Genomic DNA, 15,806 nt, shown 5'->3' with positions numbered 1-15,806 from the left:
TCTACGTGTACTGGAAAACAGATACCATAGAAATACCGAATTGGGACAGACATTCCCTGCTGGAGCGTCTGGAGCCTTTCGACCCGGCCGAGCGCCGGGACCTCGGTGTTGAGATGGAAGCCTATTGCCGTTTTTACGGCCTGGATCTCTGGGTGGAGCACCCGGAGGTGGCTTACCATCAGGGCTACGTAAAGGCAGACCGGCACGAAGTCATGGTGCATTACTTCCGGCTGCCGGAGGCGGCAGGGAGCAAGGGCACGGTGTTCATCCTGCATGGTTATTTTGACCACGTGGGGCTGTATACCCAGCTGATTGACCGTTGCCTGGGCGCCGGCTTTGATGTGCTGACCTACGACCAGCCCGGGCACGGGCTGTCCAGCGGTACACCGGCAGCCATTGGCAGTTTCCTGGAATACCAGGCGGTGTTGTCTGAGGTCATGGCTGAGGTGAAAGACATGGTGCGCGGGCCCTGGTTTGCTGTGGGCCAGAGTACCGGTGGGGCGATCCTGATTGACTACCTGCTGTCCAACCACCACGACCAGGACACCTCCGCATTCCGGAGAGTGGTCCTGCTGGCGCCCCTCGTTCGGCCCATGGGCTGGTTAGGTGCCAGGGTGCTGCACAGCGTGGTCAAACCGTTTCTGACCCGATGGAAGCGAGCCTTTAACGAAAACAGCGGGAATACGCGGTTTCTGCAGTTTTTGCGTGAGCATGACCCGCTCCAGGCCCGTGCGGTGCACGTTGATTGGGTAACGGCCCTGAAAAAATGGGTGCCGCACATCGAGTCGGCCAGGCCGGTGGATTTTCCGGTTACCGTGGTGCAGGGCGAGAAAGACACCACCGTAGACTGGCAGCACAATCTGCGCATTATCCGTAATAAATTTTCCTCTGTGAGGGAACGAAGAATTCCGGATGGTCGTCATCATCTGGTAAACGAAGCCCAGGATTTGCAGGCTACGGTGTTTAACACCATTATTGAAACATTCTCGGAATGAAATGGCCGGCGCCGGATCTGGCAGGGCCGCAAGAAAAACCGACGCAGGAGAAAACCATGAAGAAGACAATCCTTGCTTTCGCAGTTGCCACCGTTGGTATGAGTGGCTGTATGACGTACGACCCGTACACCGGCGAAGAGAAAACCTCTAACGCCACCAAGGGCAGCATTATCGGTGCCCTGGGCGGTGCTGCCGTGGGTGCGGCTACATCCAGCAGCAGTGACCGCGGCAAGGGTGCCCTGATCGGCGCTGCCAGTGGTGCGGCTGTAGGCGGTGGTATCGGTTACTACATGGACCGCCAGGAAGCGCAGCTGCGTCAGAAGCTGGAAGGCACCGGTGTTCGCGTCGTCCGTAATGGCGACCAGATCGAGCTGGTTATGCCGGGCAACATCACCTTTGACACAGACCAGTCCAGCATCCGTTCCGGCTTTACCGGCACCCTGGAGTCTGTGGCCCTGGTACTGAAAGAGTTCGACAAGACCATCATCCAGATTGAAGGCCACACCGACAGCACCGGTTCCGACAGCTACAACCAGCTGCTGAGTGAGCGCCGTGCCTCTTCAGTGCGGGACTTCCTGCTGAACCAGGGCATCGAGCCGCGCCGTACCCGTGCGACCGGTTATGGCGAGCGCTACCCGGTTGCTTCTAACGATACCTCAGCCGGCCGTGAGCAGAACCGTCGCGTTGAGCTGACGCTGGTGCCGATGGAGCAGTAATTCTCCGCTCCCAGCGCAAAAGAAAACCCCGGAGGCGAAAGCCTGCGGGGTTTTTTTATGGCTGGTGAAAACCGGGTCAGAACAGAACGCGGCAGCGAATCGTGCCTTTCACCTGACGCAGTTTTTCCAGGGCCAGTTCGCCGTAGGCCTTGTCGACATCCACGACTACGTAGCCGATATCTTCCTTGGTCTGCAGGTACTGGCCGCACACGTTGATGCTGTTCTCGGAGAACACCTGGTTGATCTCGGACATCACGCCCGGCACGTTCTCGTGAATGTGCAGCAGGCGGTGCTGGTTCGGGTGCGACGGCAGGGCGACTTCCGGGAAGTTCACGGAAGACACAGAGGTGCCGTTGTCGCTGTACATGGCCAGCTTCTCGGCCACTTCACGGCCGATGTTTTCCTGGGCTTCGATGGTGGAGCCACCTACGTGCGGAGTCAGGATGCAGTTGTCGAACTCGCGCAGCGGAGATACAAACTCTTCATCGTTGGACTTCGGCTCAACCGGGAATACGTCTACCGCAGCGCCCAGCAGCTTGCCGGAGCGCAGGGCGTCGGCCAGCGCGTCGATGTCGACCACGGTGCCGCGGGAAGCGTTCATCAGGATGGAGCCAGGCTTCATCTGGGCGAACTGCTCGGCCTTGAACATGTACTTGGTGGCCGGGGTTTCCGGCACGTGCAGGGAAACCACGTCTGCGATGTTCAGCAGTTCCTGCAGGGTGCCCACCTGGGTGGCGTTACCGATCGACAGCTTGGAAACCACGTCGTAGAAATAAACGTCCATGCCCAGGCTCTCGGCCAGGACACTGAACTGGGTACCGATGTTGCCGTAGCCGATGATGCCCAGCTTCTTGCCGCGGATTTCGTAGCTGTTCTTGGCGGACTTGATCCACTCACCCCGATGCGCCTTGGCGCTCTTCTCGGGCACGCCACGCAGCAGCAGGATGGCCTGGGCCAGAACCAGCTCGGCTACGGAACGGGTGTTGGAGAAAGGTGCGTTGAAAACGGCAACACCACGGCGGGTTGCAGCCTGCAGGTCCACCTGGTTGGTGCCGATGCAGAAACAGCCCACAGCCACCAGCTTCTTGGCAGCTTCAAATACTTTCTCGGTCAGCTGGGTGCGAGACCGGATACCGACGAAGTGCGCATCGGCAATCTTCTCGATCAGGTCTTCCTCGCCCAGTGAATGGGTCAGGTACTCGATGTTGGTGTAACCCGCAGCGTTCAGGGTATCAATGGCAGATTGATGCACGCCTTCCAGCAGCAGGATCCGGATTTTGCTCTTTTCGAGAGACGTATTTGACATGGGCTAGCTTCCGAACCTTTCGTCACGTGAAATGACCGCGGCCGGGGATCGTCAACCCGGCTCACAGAACAGGGGCGGTATGATACCATAAACGGAGATTTTCACAGCGCGCCGGTTTGCCTGAATCAATTCTTTGTGAACGCCTTCTGACCACGCGCGGCCCAACCTGAGAGACAGACACACCCATGAATTCCGAACAGATCATTGCTTCCCTTAAAGAGCTGGTGGCTACCGGCGACGCTCCGGGCAAGGTTCTGACCGATCCGGCCGACCTGGACTCCTATGGCAAGGACTGGACCAAAATCCATCCGCCCAAGCCCCTGGCGATCGTGCTGCCGAAGACCACCGAGCAGGTGCAGGCTGTGGTGAAGTTTGCCAACGAGCACAAGGTGGCCCTGGTACCGTCCGGCGGGCGTACCGGCCTGAGCGCCGGCGCCGTTGCCGCCAACGGCGAGGTGGTAGTGGCGTTCGATAACATGAACCAGATCCTGGAATTCAATGCCAGCGACCGCACGGTGCGTTGCCAGTCGGGCGTGGTCACCGAACAGCTACAGAACTTCGCCGAGGAAAACGGCCTGTACTACCCGGTGGACTTCGCCTCTGCCGGTTCCAGCCAGTTGGGCGGAAACCTGTCTACCAACGCCGGTGGCATCAAGGTGATCCGCTATGGCATGAGCCGCGACTGGGTAGCCGGCCTGAAAGTGGTCACCGGCAAGGGCGATATCCTGGACCTGAACAAGGACCTGGAAAAGAACAACACCGGCTACGACCTGCGCCACCTGTTTATTGGCGCCGAGGGCACCCTGGGCTTCATTACCGAAGCCACCATGAAGCTTACCCGCCAGCCGGATAACCTCACGGTACTGGTGCTGGGTTTGGGCGACCTGACCAACACCATGGACGTGCTGCAGAAGTTCCAGAGCAAGCTGGACCTGACCGCCTACGAATTTTTCTCCCACCAGGCCATGAACCACGTACTGGCCCACGGCCAGGTACAGGCCCCGTTCGAGACCGAAGCGCCTTACTACGCGCTGCTGGAATTCGAGGCGGTTTCGGACCAGGTCATGGACGATGCCATGTCCCTGTTCGAACACTGCGTAGAGGAAGGCTGGGTGCTGGACGGCGTAATCAGCCAGAGCGAAACCCAGGCCCAGAACCTGTGGCAGCTGCGGGAGCGGATTTCCGAGTCCATCGCCCCGAGGATTCCCTACAAGAACGACGTTTCTGTGGTGGTCTCGAAGGTGCCGGGCTTCCTGCAGGAAATCGACGACGTCGTCACCGAACATTACCCGGACTTCGAAATCATCTGGTTCGGCCATATTGGCGACGGCAACCTGCACCTGAACATCCTGAAGCCGGAAGACATGGCCAAGGAAGACTTCTTCGAGAAGTGCCAGCAGGTGAACAAGTGGGTGTTCGAAATTGTCGAGCGTTACCAGGGCAGTGTGTCTGCCGAGCACGGCGTGGGCATGACCAAGAAGCCATACCTGCACTACACCCGCAGCGAGGCGGAAATCGCCTATCTTAAGGGTATCAAGCAGGTGTTCGACCCCAACGGTATCATCAACCCGGGCAAGATCTTCGACTGATGCAAGAGCACATCGTAGTACTCACCGGCGCTGGTATCAGCGCCGAAAGCGGCCTCTCCACCTTCCGCGACAACGGCGGGTTGTGGGAGCAGCACAGTGTGTACGACGTAGCCACGCCGGAGGCGTTCGAACGCAACCGTGACCTGGTGTTACGGTTCTACAACGAACGCCGCCGGCAGTTGCTGTCGGTCCAGCCGAACCCTGCCCACCGCCTGCTAGCCGAACTGGAAAACCGCTACCGGGTTACAGTGGTCACCCAGAACGTTGATGACTTGCACGAGCGGGGCGGCTCCTCCAACGTGATCCACCTTCACGGTGAACTCACCAAGGCACGCAGCTCGGTTAACCCCGATCTGATCTACGATATCGGGTACAACGACATCAAGCCCGGCGACACCTGTGACCTGGGTACCCAGCTCCGGCCGCACATTGTCTGGTTTGGTGAGGAAGTGCCGATGCTGGATGCCGCTGCAGAAGTGGTGCGCACGGCAGACCAGTTACTGATTGTGGGAACGTCACTACAGGTATACCCGGCCGCTGGGCTGGTCTACGAAGTGGACATCGATGTGCCCATCACCGTGATTGATCCGGGAGAACCAGCCTCGGTTTCACGTGCCAGAGTGATCCGGAAAGGCGCCAGCGATGGCTTGAATGAATGGGTTCGCTCTCTGGGCTAGCTCCCAAGTTTGGAGCGCTGTTGCGGGATAGACCTTCCAAAACTGTGCGGAGCCATGGATGGCGGAGCCCAAGCGCCACATGGATGTGCCGCAAGGAGCGTGTTTTGTAAGGTCTATCCCGCAACAGGGCTGTGCTGGGGGCCGGGGCCCATCACAAGGCTCAACCTCGGAGGTATTTCTCCAGTTCATTTCTGAATGCGGCCTGTACGCCGAGTCTTTTTAACATCCAGTAATGCCCGGCAATCATTCGGTCAATAAAGATACTTTCCACTGGCGGCTTGAAGTAATCCAGATACTTGAACACCGTACTGGTTTTCGCCGCGACGTGCTTGTGGATGTCTGCCTCGGCAAAGTCGTAAGGTTCATCGTTCAGGAACGGAATAATCAGTATGTCGCGCCACATGGCGTAGTAGGCTTCATCGACCGCCGGCTGGTTGTCTACGCGGGCGCCCAAATCAATCAGGTACTCGTCGAGTGCCTGGTAGTCCTCATCCAGAGCGGCGATCAGAGCTTTACGGTACGCCTCCACAATCTCCGGCTTCAGTTTCTTCACGCAGCCAAAGTCATACATGATGATCGTCCCGTCCGGCCGGTAGGCGAAGTTGCCAGCGTGTGGGTCGCCGTGGATGCACTGGAAGCGGAACAGCTGGTCGGCCATGATGGTGAAGATGCGGTGGCCGATGTCGTTCAGGGTTTCCTGGCTGTAGCGTTCGGGGGTGACCTTGCTTACGTGGTCGCCTTCCACCAGTTCCAGAGTCAAAACCCGACGGGTGGAGTGGCTGTCGATCACTTCCGGAATCAGTACCCACGGCTGGTCTTTGTGGAAGTCGTGGAAGAGTTTCAGGTTGCGGGCTTCGTTTTCGTAATCCAGTTCTTCTTTCAGGCGCAGGCGGATTTCGCCGAACAGCTGGTCTACCGTTTCCTTCGGCATTCTCAAAAGGCCGCCCAGTTTCAGGGCCAGGCGCAGCTGTTTCAGGTCTGAGTCGCAGGATTCGTCCACGCCGGGGTACTGAACCTTTACGATCACGTCCGTGCCGTCGTGCAGGCGGGCGCGGTGTACCTGGCCGATGGAGGCGGAGGCGTAGGGTGTTTCCTGAAGGTATTCGAACAACTCGCCCACCGGTTTGCCCAGTTCGCTTTCCACCTGTTCCAGAATCACCTCGAAGGGCATGGGTGGGGCTTCTTTCTGGAGTTTTTCCAGTGCCTGGGAGAACTCCTTGGGCAGAAAGTCCTGGGTCTGGGAGGCAATCTGGCCCACTTTCATGACGGCGCCCTTGAGCTCACCCAGGGTGTCGGCAATCTCGTCGGCCATGCGGGTGTAGCTTTCGCTGCGGGCGCTTTCGTCATCGACGGTGCGGAACATGCGCCGTGCCCTTTGGCCGGCGTACTGGCCGGCCACCGAGGCAGTCATGCCGGCCAGTTTGAAGAATCGACCTGTGCGTGAGGTTACCGGTTTCTTCGCCATGGTGCTGGGTGTTCCCTGAAACTGATGATGTGCCTGAGTATGCGTTCAGGCAGGCATTTCAGACCACTGTGGTTTCCACAAACAGCAGATCTTCCAGTTCCAGCGACAGGGTCTGGCCGGATTCCAGCGGGCCAACGCCTTTCGGGGTTCCGGTCAGTACCACGTCCCCCGGTTGCAGGGTGAACTGGCTGCTCATGTGGGCAATCAGCGGTACGATGGGGTTCAGCATATCACGGGTGTCGCCGGTCTGTTGGCGCTGGCCGTTAATGTCCAGGGTGAAGTGAATGTTGTCCTTCGGAAGTTTGTCGGCGGGCACGAAAGGCGAGAGCGGGCAGGCGCCGTCAAAGGCCTTGGCCCGTTCCCAGGGCTGGCCCTTTTCCTTGAGCTTGCTTTGGATATCCCGAAGGGTCAGGTCCAGCGCCAGGCCGTAACCCAGAATAGCGCTTTCCACTTCGCTGGCGGAGGCGTTGGTGAGCGGGCGGCCGATGAGTACCGCCAGTTCGGTTTCAAAGTGCACCGCGCCCTGATTGCGAGGGAAATCCAGCGGGCGGGTGATGTGAACCGCTGCTGTAGAGGGTTTGATAAACAGCAGCGGCTCGTCCGGCACCGGGTTATTCAGTTCCCGGGCGTGTTCGGCGTAGTTGCGACCAATGCACACGATCTTGCCAAGGGGCAGGTGAACGGGGGTACCGTCTTTCCAGTGGTGCTGATAATCGGGCATGGTCGCCTCCTGTAACTGTGGTTATTCTCCGTCGAATGAACACACAGTATAAACCTGCAGGCCTTCTTCCTGCAGCTTGCGGGAGCCGCCCAGATCCGGCAGGTCGATCATCGCGGCCACTTCCACAATTTCCGCACCAATGCGGCGGATCAGCCGGGTGGCGGCCAGCATGGTGCCGCCGGTAGCGATCAGGTCGTCCACCAGCACCACTTTGTCGCCGGGCTTGAAGGCATCTTTGTGCAGTTCGACAGACGAGGTGCCGTATTCCAGCTCGTAGTCTTCCACCATGGTGTCGAAGGGCAGCTTGCCTTTCTTGCGCACCAGAACCAGCGAGGCGTTCAGCTCATAGGCCAGGGCCGAGCCGATGATAAAACCGCGGGCGTCAACGGCGGCTACGGCATCAATATGCTGGCCGTGGTAGCGGTGTACAAAGGCGTCAATCAGCTTTCGAAAAGCTGTTTTGTCCTGCAGCACCGTGGTGATGTCGCGGAATGACACACCCGGCTTGGGCCAGTCCGGTACGGTGCGGATGGCCTTTTTAATGCTTTCGGAAAAATAATCCATAACTCACCTGTGCGGGCCCGGCTTACGCCAGGTCCAGGAACATGAATTTCAGAACGAAGACGACGGCAATCACAGTGACGCTCCAGTTCAGGTCAGACCAGCGGCCGGCGAGGGCTTTTACCGCCACATAGGTGATAAAGCCAAGGGCGATGCCGTGGGCGATGGAGAACGTCAGCGGCATCATCAGGGCGGTCACGATAGCCGGTGCGGTGTCGGTGATGTCGTCCCAGTCGATCAGCTTCAGGCCGCTGGCCATCAGGCAGGCCACATACAGCAGGGCCGGAGCCGTGGCGTATGGCGGAATTACGCTGGCAATGGGCGAGAACAGCAAACAGGCCAGGAACAGCAGGGCGACGACCACAGCGGTCAGGCCGGTGCGGCCGCCGGCGGCGATACCTGCGGTGGACTCCACGTAACTGGTGGTGGTTGAGGTGCCCAGGGCTGCGCCAGACATGGTAGCCACGGAATCAGACATCAGGGCACGGCCAAGGCGCGGCAGTTTGCCGTCTTTGTCCAGCAGGCCGCCTTTCTGGGCTGCGCCCACCAGGGTGCCGGAGGTGTCGAACAGGTCTACAAACAGGAAGGCAAAGACCACGCTGATCATGCCAACGTTCAGGGCGCCGGCCAGGTCAAGTTGCATAAAGGTGGGGGCGATGCTCGGCGGTGCAGACACAATACCCTGATACTCCACCATGCCCAGCATCATGGCGGCGGCGGTTATAGCAATAATGCCGATCATCACAGAACCGGTAATCTGGCGGAAAGAGAGCGCACAGATCAGTACAAAGCCGGCAAAGAACAGCAGGGCCTCCGGCACTTTCACGTCACCCAGGCTGACCAGCGTGGCAGGATGATCCACCACAATGCCGGCGTTCTTCAGGGCGATCAGGGCCAGGAAGAATCCGATACCTGCGGAAATACCGAATCGCAGGGACAGGGGGATGGAATTGATGATCCATTCCCGCACCTTGAAAATGCTCAGCAGGAAGAACAGCAAGCCGGACAGGAACACTGCCCCCAGCGCCACCTGCCAGCTGTAACCCATGCTGCCGACCACGGTGAACGAGAAAAACGCGTTCAGGCCCATGCCCGGGGCAAGTGCGATGGGGTAGTTGGCCCACAGGCCCATGATCAGTGTGCCGATGACCGCCGCCAGGCAGGTCGCCACGAACACGGCGCCGAAATCCATGCCGGTGGAAGAAAGTAGGCTGGGGTTGACCACGATAATGTAAGCCATGGTCAGGAAGGTGGTAATGCCCGCTACCACTTCTTTACGAACAGTAGTGCCGTGGGCCTGGAGTTGGAACAGTCGTTCAAGCATGACGGGGGTCTGCCTCTCAGGATGCCTGGGTTGGAGTTTAAAATCTTTTGACGTGCGGAAATCGTGAACTGGGTGAAAAAACGGCAATGTTACCGGCTCACGGGCCTCAGGCCAAGGGATGATTGACAGTTCAGTGAGCCGCGTTATCTCTCTGTAGACGGATATCAAAACGCACGGCGGCCATCCGCACAATGACAATAAACAGCAGGCCGATGGTCAGGGCCAGGGACTCGCTTTCCAGGAACCACTGGCAGACGAAATAGAGCCAGCAGCCGGCAAACGCGATGGAGGCGTAGATCTGGTCTTTACGGAAGATAAACGGCACTTCATTGCACAGGGTGTCGCGCAGGGCGCCGCCGAAGCATCCGGTCATCACCCCCAACATGGACGCAATAAACCACGAATGCCCAAGATCCAGCGCCAGCTGGGCGCCGAGGATGGAGAAAATGCCGAGCCCGATGGCATCCGGAAACACAATGCGGGACTCTTTCAGACTGTGGGCCCGGCTCCAGTAGCTGAACACAATAGCCATGGCCAGGATCAGGATCGGCTGTTCTTCGTGCTTGATCCAGTAAAGCGGGTGGTTGTCCATGATCAGGTCGCGCAGCGTGCCGCCACCCAGAGCGGTAATGAAACCGATGGCAAAGACCCCCACCGGATCCATGTTTTTTGAGCGCGCGACAATCATGCCGGAAATGGCAAACGCCACAATGCCGATCATTTCAAGGGTGTAGATAATGTCGAACATGGCCGGCTCTGGGGCTGAAAGTGGATGAAAAATGCATTCATAAAGAGTGCGCGAAGGATAGCCGAAAATTCCCGGTGATTCATCCGGTCGATAACGCAAGGTGCTTGAAGTGGGAGGGCTCACGCGTTGTTATTAGCCCGGCTAATAAAGTCCGATAAGCTAACTTTATTTGCTTCATACTGGAACTCTGTTTAGCTTGATCTCCCTCAATAAAATACCGAACAACAACGGTGCCCCCTGTGTGTGGCGGCGCCATCAGGAGAGATCATGAAAGCCATTTTGTGCAAAGAGTACGGCCCCGCTGAAACACTGGTCATCGAAGACGTACCCAGCCCGAAAATGGGCGACCGGGGCGTAAAAATCCGCGTGAAAGCCGCCGGCCTGAACTTTCCCGATACCCTGATCATTGAAGGCAAGTACCAGCTGCAGCCCCCCATGCCATTTTCCCCGGGCGGCGAGCTGGCGGGTGAAGTCATTGAAGTGGGCGACAAGGTTACCCGCTTCAAACCCGGCGACCGGGTAGCCGCCCTGACCGGCTTCGGCGCCTTTGCCGAGGAAGTCGTCGCCCCGGAATCCAACCTGCTGCCGGTACCGGACAACATGCCGGATGAAAAAGCCGCCGGCTTTATGATGGTCTACGGCACCTCCTACTACGCCCTGAAACAGCGCGCCAACCTCCAGCCCGGCGAAACCCTGCTGGTGCTCGGCGCCAGCGGCGGCGTTGGCCTGGCTGCAGTGGAATTGGGCAAGGCGATGGGGGCGAAAGTGATTGCCGCCGCCAGCAGCTCCGAGAAACTCCGCATCGCCAAGGATGCCGGCGCCGACGAGCTGATCAACTACACCGACGAGCCCCTGAAAGATGCGGTGAAGAAACTCACCAAGGGCAAAGGCGTGGACGTGATCTACGACCCGGTCGGCGGCGACTTCACCGAACAGGCCCTGCGCACCATGGCCTGGAACGGCCGCCACTTGATCATCGGCTTCGCCGCCGGCGAAATCCCGAAAGTGCCGGCCAACCTGACGTTGTTGAAGGGCTGCTCGGTGGTCGGCGTGTTCTGGGGTGCCTTCACCCGCAATGAGCCGGAGGTGAGTGCCCGGAACATGATGGAGCTGCTGCAGATGTACTCGGAGGGCAAAATCGACCCGAAGGTCAGCGAGGTGTTCGATTTCGAGCAATACGCGGAAGCCCTGGGCGCCCTGACGGGTCGTCGGGCTACCGGCAAGGTCGTGCTTCGCGTCGGGGCTTGAGTGGGTGCTTAACTTGGGCTCCTAGCCTGTTTGTTTCGGGGGTGTGCCCGGGTTGGGGCGCGCTTCCAAAAAACCGCTACAAGCACGTCCCTGTGCGCTTCTCTCCGGCCATCCATGGCCTCCGAAATTTTTTGGAAGCGCGCCCCAACCCGGACTTTCAGCCTACGAGTAATAGTCAGTAAGCTGATTGCGGCAAAGGTGAGTTTTTTTGACTATTACTGCGAAGTTGGACTGGCGTCTGTGGGGCATGCCTCCCAAAAATTTGCGGAGCCATGGATGGCGGAGCAGAAGCGCCACAGGGATGTGCCGTAAGGAGCGGTTTTTGGGAGGCATGCCCCACAGACGCCGCCCCCCAAAAACCAACAGGCTAGGGCCAAAAACAGGCCCCAACTCAGGGCTGAAGGCTAAAACCGAACCCCACCAGAGTCGATGTCAGAAACCAGCTTGGGCGTCAGTCGGGTATAACCGGACGTACCGGGAAGCCAGGCATAGACTTCCTCGTGGGGCCGGTCCAGGGAATAGCCGAGCTTCTGGATATCCACCTTCCGGTACTTGAAGGTTCCCGTTTTCTCGATGGCGTGGGTTACCCGCACAAACACCGGAACCGCATAGGCCGGCAGGTTGTCGCTCAGGTAAGCGAACAGCTTGTCCACATCGAAGTCCGCCTCCGGATCCTGGGGCACCAGGGTTACCATCCCCGCTTTGCCGTTGGTGTCCGGGATTTCCACGCCGTAAACGATGGCTTCCTGCACCATGCCGGAGCCGTCGATGATGTTTTCCACTTCGGTGGTGGAGACGTTTTCGCCCTTCCAGCGGAAGGTGTCGCCCATTCGGTCGACGAACTGCAGGTGCCGGCAGCCGATTTCTTTCAGAACGTCGCCGGTGTTGAACCAGGCGTCGCCGTTTTTGAAGGCGTCTCGCAAGATGGATTTTTCGGTGGCTTCTTTCTGGGTGTAACCCTCAAATGCCCACTTCTTGGTGATTTCGCCAATCAGCAAGCCCGGTTCGCCTTTTTCCACTTCTTCCAGTTGGCCTTTTTCGGTGCGGATCGGGTCCCGGGTGCCTTCGTGGTACTTCACCAGTTTGTAGGGTGCGGTGGAGAAGCCGACGGTGTTGTCCATGTTGAAGAAGTTGCTGAAGCCGATGTTGCCCTCTGAAGAGGCGTACAGCTCCGCCACGGTTTCAATGCCGAAGCGGTCCTTGAATTCCTTCCAGATGGAGGGGCGCAGGCCGTTGCCGATCATCTTGGTCAGGCTGTGGTTGCGGTCCTGGTCGCTGGGGGGCTGGTTCAGCAGGTAGCGGCAGAGTTCGCCCACGTAGCCGAAGGTGGTGGCTTTGTAGCGGCGGACATCGTCCCAGAAGGCGCTGGCAGAGAATTTCCGGCGCAGGGCGATGGCTGAGCCGCCGGCCAGTACCGAGCCCCAGCAGACCAGCAGCGCAGTGCCGTGGTACAGAGGCAGGGTGCAGTAGAGAACGTCTTCCGGTTCCATGGCCAGGGACAGCATGCCGAAGCCGCCGTAGGCGCGGATGAATTTGCGGTGTGAACCCGGGGCTGCCTTGGGCAGGCCGGTGGTGCCGGAGGTGTACAGGTACACCACGGTGTCGCCCATTACCACCGGGTTACTCAGGGTTGGCCGGGCCGAGGGGCAACGGCTGACTTCCTGTGCCAGGTTGACGTAGCCCTCCGGCGCGTCGCCGTAGATGTTCAGGGTGTTGGTGTCGGCCAGGTAAAGGAACGGGTTGCTGTGTTTAAGATCGATTTCTTTGCGAATGCCTTCGGCGTGCTCCAGCAGTTCGTCCCCGACCACCAGCATTTTCGGTTCAATCAGGTTGATGCTGTGGGTCAGCACCTTGCCTTTCTGAGAGGTGTTGAGCATGGCACAGGCCACGCCTACTTTGCCGGCGCCGGCCACCAGGGCCAGCAGCTCCGGGCGGTTGTCGAGCAGCACGGCAATGGCGTCGCCTTTTACCAGGCCCTGGTCTTTCAGGTAGTGGGCGATCCGGTTGCTCCAGGCATCGAATTCCTGCCAGGTGATGGTCTGGTCGTCGCACAGTATCGCGGGCCGGTTCGGGTATTTACTGGCATTGCGCTCCACCAGCTTGCCCAGTGTCAGTTCCTTTTTGTCATCTTTAACGGCGTAGTAATAAAGCCCCCTGGCGATGAATGGGAACCGGCGCAATACGCCCGGCAGGCTGCGCATCAGGTCTCTGGCGGTTACGTTGTCTTGGCTCATGGCGCGTCCGTTCCGTTGCTGACAGGGCAGGGGTGCTGCCCTGCGCCTGTTATTGTGTTTGTTCTTCGGTTTCGTTGGCGGCCAGCTCTACCAGTAACTGGCTGCGCCGTACCTGGTCTCCGCTGCTGGTGTGCACCGCGGCAACGGTGCCATCCCTGTCCGCTTTCACCGGATGCTCCATTTTCATGGCTTCCAGGATCACCAGCGTCTGGCCTTGTTGTACGGTGTCGCCGGCGGCAACCAGCACATCGATAATCGCCCCGTCCATACTGGCCTGGATACGGCCACTGCCGGCGCCCTGGGCACCTGTGGCAGGCTGGTGGGTGATGTCGGTTACCGACCACGACCGGCCGAGTGCCTGCAAATATAGGGAATCACCGGCCCGGGAGTATTGGCACCGCTGACGAATCCCGTTGTCGATAATGCACAGCTGGCCTTGTTCGTGGCTCTGGATCAGCAGTTCATATTGGTCATCGCCATGGGAGACCAGCAGTTTGTGGCCGCTGTGACGCACCAGCAGTTCGACGGTTTTTTCCTGGATCTCCAGCTTCATGGGAATCACTGTGGCCGGTGCGTTGCTCCAGCCTTCCTGCCCGGTACTGTTGAGGCTCAGGGCGCAGGCGCTGAGGGCCAGTTCGCGGATGCTCAGTGCTTGCGGTGCCAGCGATGGGTCATCTTTGAACGCCTGCTGCAGGAACGCCGTGGTGGCTTCACCGGCACCGAAGGTGTCATCCGCGATGATGCGGCTGAGGAAGTGGCGATTGGTGGTTACGCCGAACACGGTAGTGTCTTCCAGGGCCCGGACCAGCCGTCGGCGGGCTTCGTCCCGGTTCTGGCCCCAGGCGATGACTTTCGCCAGCATGGGGTCGTAGTGGGCGCTGACTACATCGCCGGAGCGCACGCCGGTGTCGAACCGCAGGCCTTCTCCCTCGGCCGGAGTGAACTCGTGCAAAGTGCCGGTTTGCGGGGTAAAGCCGTTGGCCGGGTCTTCGGCGTACAGGCGCACTTCGATGGCGTGGCCGTTGAGTTCGATCTCTTCCTGGGCCAGCGGCAGTGGCCGGCCTTCGGCCACCATCAGCTGCCAGGCCACCAGGTCCTGCCCGGTGATCAGCTCAGTGACCGGGTGCTCTACCTGCAGGCGGGTGTTCATTTCCAGGAAGTAGAAGTTACGGTCTTTGTCGACCAGGAATTCCACGGTACCCGCGCCTTCGTAGCCACAGGCCAGGGCGGCTTTGACGGCCGCTTCGCCCATGGCTTTGCGCAGTTCCGGGGTGACAAAAGGTGAGGGCGCTTCTTCCACGACTTTCTGGTGCCGGCGCTGTACGGAGCAGTCCCGTTCGCCGAGGTACACAGCGTTGCCGTGGCGGTCGGCGAAGACCTGGATTTCTACGTGGCGGGGTTCGATGACGGCTTTTTCGATGATCAGTTCGTCGTCGCCGAAGGCCTGTTTGGCTTCGGATCGGGCCCGTTTGATGTTGTCGGCCAGCTCGCTTTCGCTCTCGACCAGGCGCATGCCCCGGCCACCGCCACCGGCAGAGGCTTTGAGCATGAGGGGGTAGCCGATGTCTTTGGCGGCGGCGATGAGTTCGTCGTCGGCTGCGTTATCGCCCTCGTAACCGGGGACGACCGGTACGCCGGCTTCCTGCATGGCGATTTTTGAGCGGCGTTTGCTGCCCATGAGTTCGATGGCGTTTTCGGGCGGGCCTACGAAGGTGAGGCCGGCTTGTTTGATGGCTTTGGCGAAGCCTGCATTTTCGGAGAGGAATCCGTAGCCGGGGTGGATGCAGTCGGCGCCGGTTTTGGCGGCGGCATCGAGGATGGCGTCGGCGTTCAGGTAGGATGCGGCGACTTGTGCCGGGCCAATGCAGACGGCTTCGTCGGCTTGTTCAACGTGCAGGGCGTTGGCGTCGGCTTCGGAGTAGACGGCAACGGTTCGGTAGCCCAGCGCTTTGGCTGTGCGGATGACCCGGACGGCGATTTCGCCTCGGTTAGCGATGAGTAGTTTTTTTAGCATACGCGTTATCTACCTTGTTACTGGACCGCCCCAGATTGGTGTTCGTCCGCACCACTGGCGGGATCAGCCTCCGGAAAACCGCTACGAGCACATCCATGTGCGCTTCTCTCAGGCCATCCTTGGCCTTCGAAATTTTCCGGAGGCTGATCCCGCCAGTGGCGCTCCCTCGACCTTGGGTGTTTGCCTGCCCAATGATTGTTGAGTGGCT

Annotated in this window: 13 protein-coding genes; 5 read left to right on the top strand and 8 right to left on the bottom strand. The window is 59.4% G+C overall.

The window, feature by feature from the left end; translation table 11 throughout:
* Nucleotides 1-5: 5 nt before the first annotated feature.
* Nucleotides 6-995 (top strand): alpha/beta hydrolase, encoded by a 990-nt coding sequence (locus tag AQ621_RS10295; protein ID WP_058341379.1) that lies wholly within the window; start codon nucleotides 6-8, stop codon nucleotides 993-995.
* Between the two features lie 56 nt (nucleotides 996-1,051).
* Nucleotides 1,052-1,711, top strand: coding sequence for a YiaD family glycine zipper/OmpA-like lipoprotein (locus AQ621_RS10290; protein WP_036219953.1), 660 nt, complete (start codon nucleotides 1,052-1,054; stop codon nucleotides 1,709-1,711).
* 76 nt (nucleotides 1,712-1,787) lie between these two features.
* Here the strand turns inward: AQ621_RS10290 and serA are convergent, their stop codons facing one another.
* Entirely contained in the window at nucleotides 1,788-3,017 is a 1,230-nt protein-coding gene (gene serA / locus AQ621_RS10285) for a phosphoglycerate dehydrogenase (protein WP_022989980.1), read from the bottom strand.
* Nucleotides 3,018-3,202: 185 nt separating this feature from the next.
* Between serA and AQ621_RS10280 the strand changes: the two genes are divergently transcribed.
* Both AQ621_RS10280 and AQ621_RS10275 read left to right on the top strand, forming a co-directional pair.
* Nucleotides 3,203-4,606, top strand: coding sequence for an FAD-binding oxidoreductase (locus AQ621_RS10280; RefSeq protein ID WP_058341378.1), 1,404 nt, complete (start codon nucleotides 3,203-3,205; stop codon nucleotides 4,604-4,606).
* Nucleotides 4,606-5,283, top strand: a complete 678-nt coding sequence (locus AQ621_RS10275) for an SIR2 family NAD-dependent protein deacylase (protein ID WP_058341377.1) — start codon at nucleotides 4,606-4,608, stop codon at nucleotides 5,281-5,283. Before AQ621_RS10280 ends, AQ621_RS10275 begins: the two co-directional genes overlap by 1 nt.
* A 160-nt stretch (nucleotides 5,284-5,443) precedes the next feature.
* Here AQ621_RS10275 and AQ621_RS10270 read toward each other — a convergent pair whose 3' ends face one another.
* From AQ621_RS10270 to AQ621_RS10250, 5 genes are all read right to left on the bottom strand, one after another.
* Nucleotides 5,444-6,748 (bottom strand): ABC1 kinase family protein, encoded by a 1,305-nt coding sequence (locus AQ621_RS10270; RefSeq protein WP_058341376.1) that lies wholly within the window; start codon nucleotides 6,746-6,748, stop codon nucleotides 5,444-5,446.
* A gap of 58 nt (nucleotides 6,749-6,806) precedes the next feature.
* The gene (locus AQ621_RS10265; protein ID WP_058341375.1) at nucleotides 6,807-7,469 is read right to left on the bottom strand and encodes a fumarylacetoacetate hydrolase family protein; all 663 of its coding nucleotides are present in this window, start codon (nucleotides 7,467-7,469) and stop codon (nucleotides 6,807-6,809) included.
* A 21-nt stretch (nucleotides 7,470-7,490) separates the two neighbouring features.
* On the bottom strand, nucleotides 7,491-8,033 hold the full coding sequence (locus tag AQ621_RS10260; RefSeq protein ID WP_058341374.1) for an adenine phosphoribosyltransferase: 543 nt from the start codon (nucleotides 8,031-8,033) through the stop codon (nucleotides 7,491-7,493).
* 22 nt (nucleotides 8,034-8,055) lie between these two features.
* On the bottom strand, nucleotides 8,056-9,354 hold the full coding sequence (locus AQ621_RS10255) for an NCS2 family permease (protein ID WP_058341373.1): 1,299 nt from the start codon (nucleotides 9,352-9,354) through the stop codon (nucleotides 8,056-8,058).
* Between the two features lie 130 nt (nucleotides 9,355-9,484).
* Nucleotides 9,485-10,102, bottom strand: a complete 618-nt coding sequence (locus AQ621_RS10250; RefSeq protein WP_022989973.1) for a trimeric intracellular cation channel family protein — start codon at nucleotides 10,100-10,102, stop codon at nucleotides 9,485-9,487.
* Between the two features lie 267 nt (nucleotides 10,103-10,369).
* Here AQ621_RS10250 and AQ621_RS10245 point away from each other — a divergent pair, with 267 nt between their 5' ends.
* Nucleotides 10,370-11,350, top strand: coding sequence for an NADPH:quinone oxidoreductase family protein (locus AQ621_RS10245; RefSeq protein WP_058341372.1), 981 nt, complete (start codon nucleotides 10,370-10,372; stop codon nucleotides 11,348-11,350).
* 404 nt (nucleotides 11,351-11,754) lie between these two features.
* Here AQ621_RS10245 and AQ621_RS10235 read toward each other — a convergent pair whose 3' ends face one another.
* Nucleotides 11,755-13,584 (bottom strand): long-chain-acyl-CoA synthetase, encoded by a 1,830-nt coding sequence (locus tag AQ621_RS10235; protein ID WP_058341370.1) that lies wholly within the window; start codon nucleotides 13,582-13,584, stop codon nucleotides 11,755-11,757.
* Nucleotides 13,585-13,633: 49 nt separating this feature from the next.
* Nucleotides 13,634-15,598 carry an acetyl/propionyl/methylcrotonyl-CoA carboxylase subunit alpha gene (locus tag AQ621_RS10230; protein ID WP_058341369.1) on the bottom strand — a complete coding sequence of 655 codons (1,965 nt, stop codon included), beginning with the start codon at nucleotides 15,596-15,598 and terminating at the stop codon, nucleotides 13,634-13,636.
* Nucleotides 15,599-15,806: the final 208 nt, after the last annotated feature.

Source organism: Marinobacter sp. P4B1, from assembly GCF_001447135.1.
Classification (GTDB): domain Bacteria; phylum Pseudomonadota; class Gammaproteobacteria; order Pseudomonadales; family Oleiphilaceae; genus Marinobacter; species Marinobacter vinifirmus.
The sequence above is the reverse complement of the archived record's forward strand: the minus strand, read 5'-3'. Positions and strand labels throughout refer to the sequence as shown.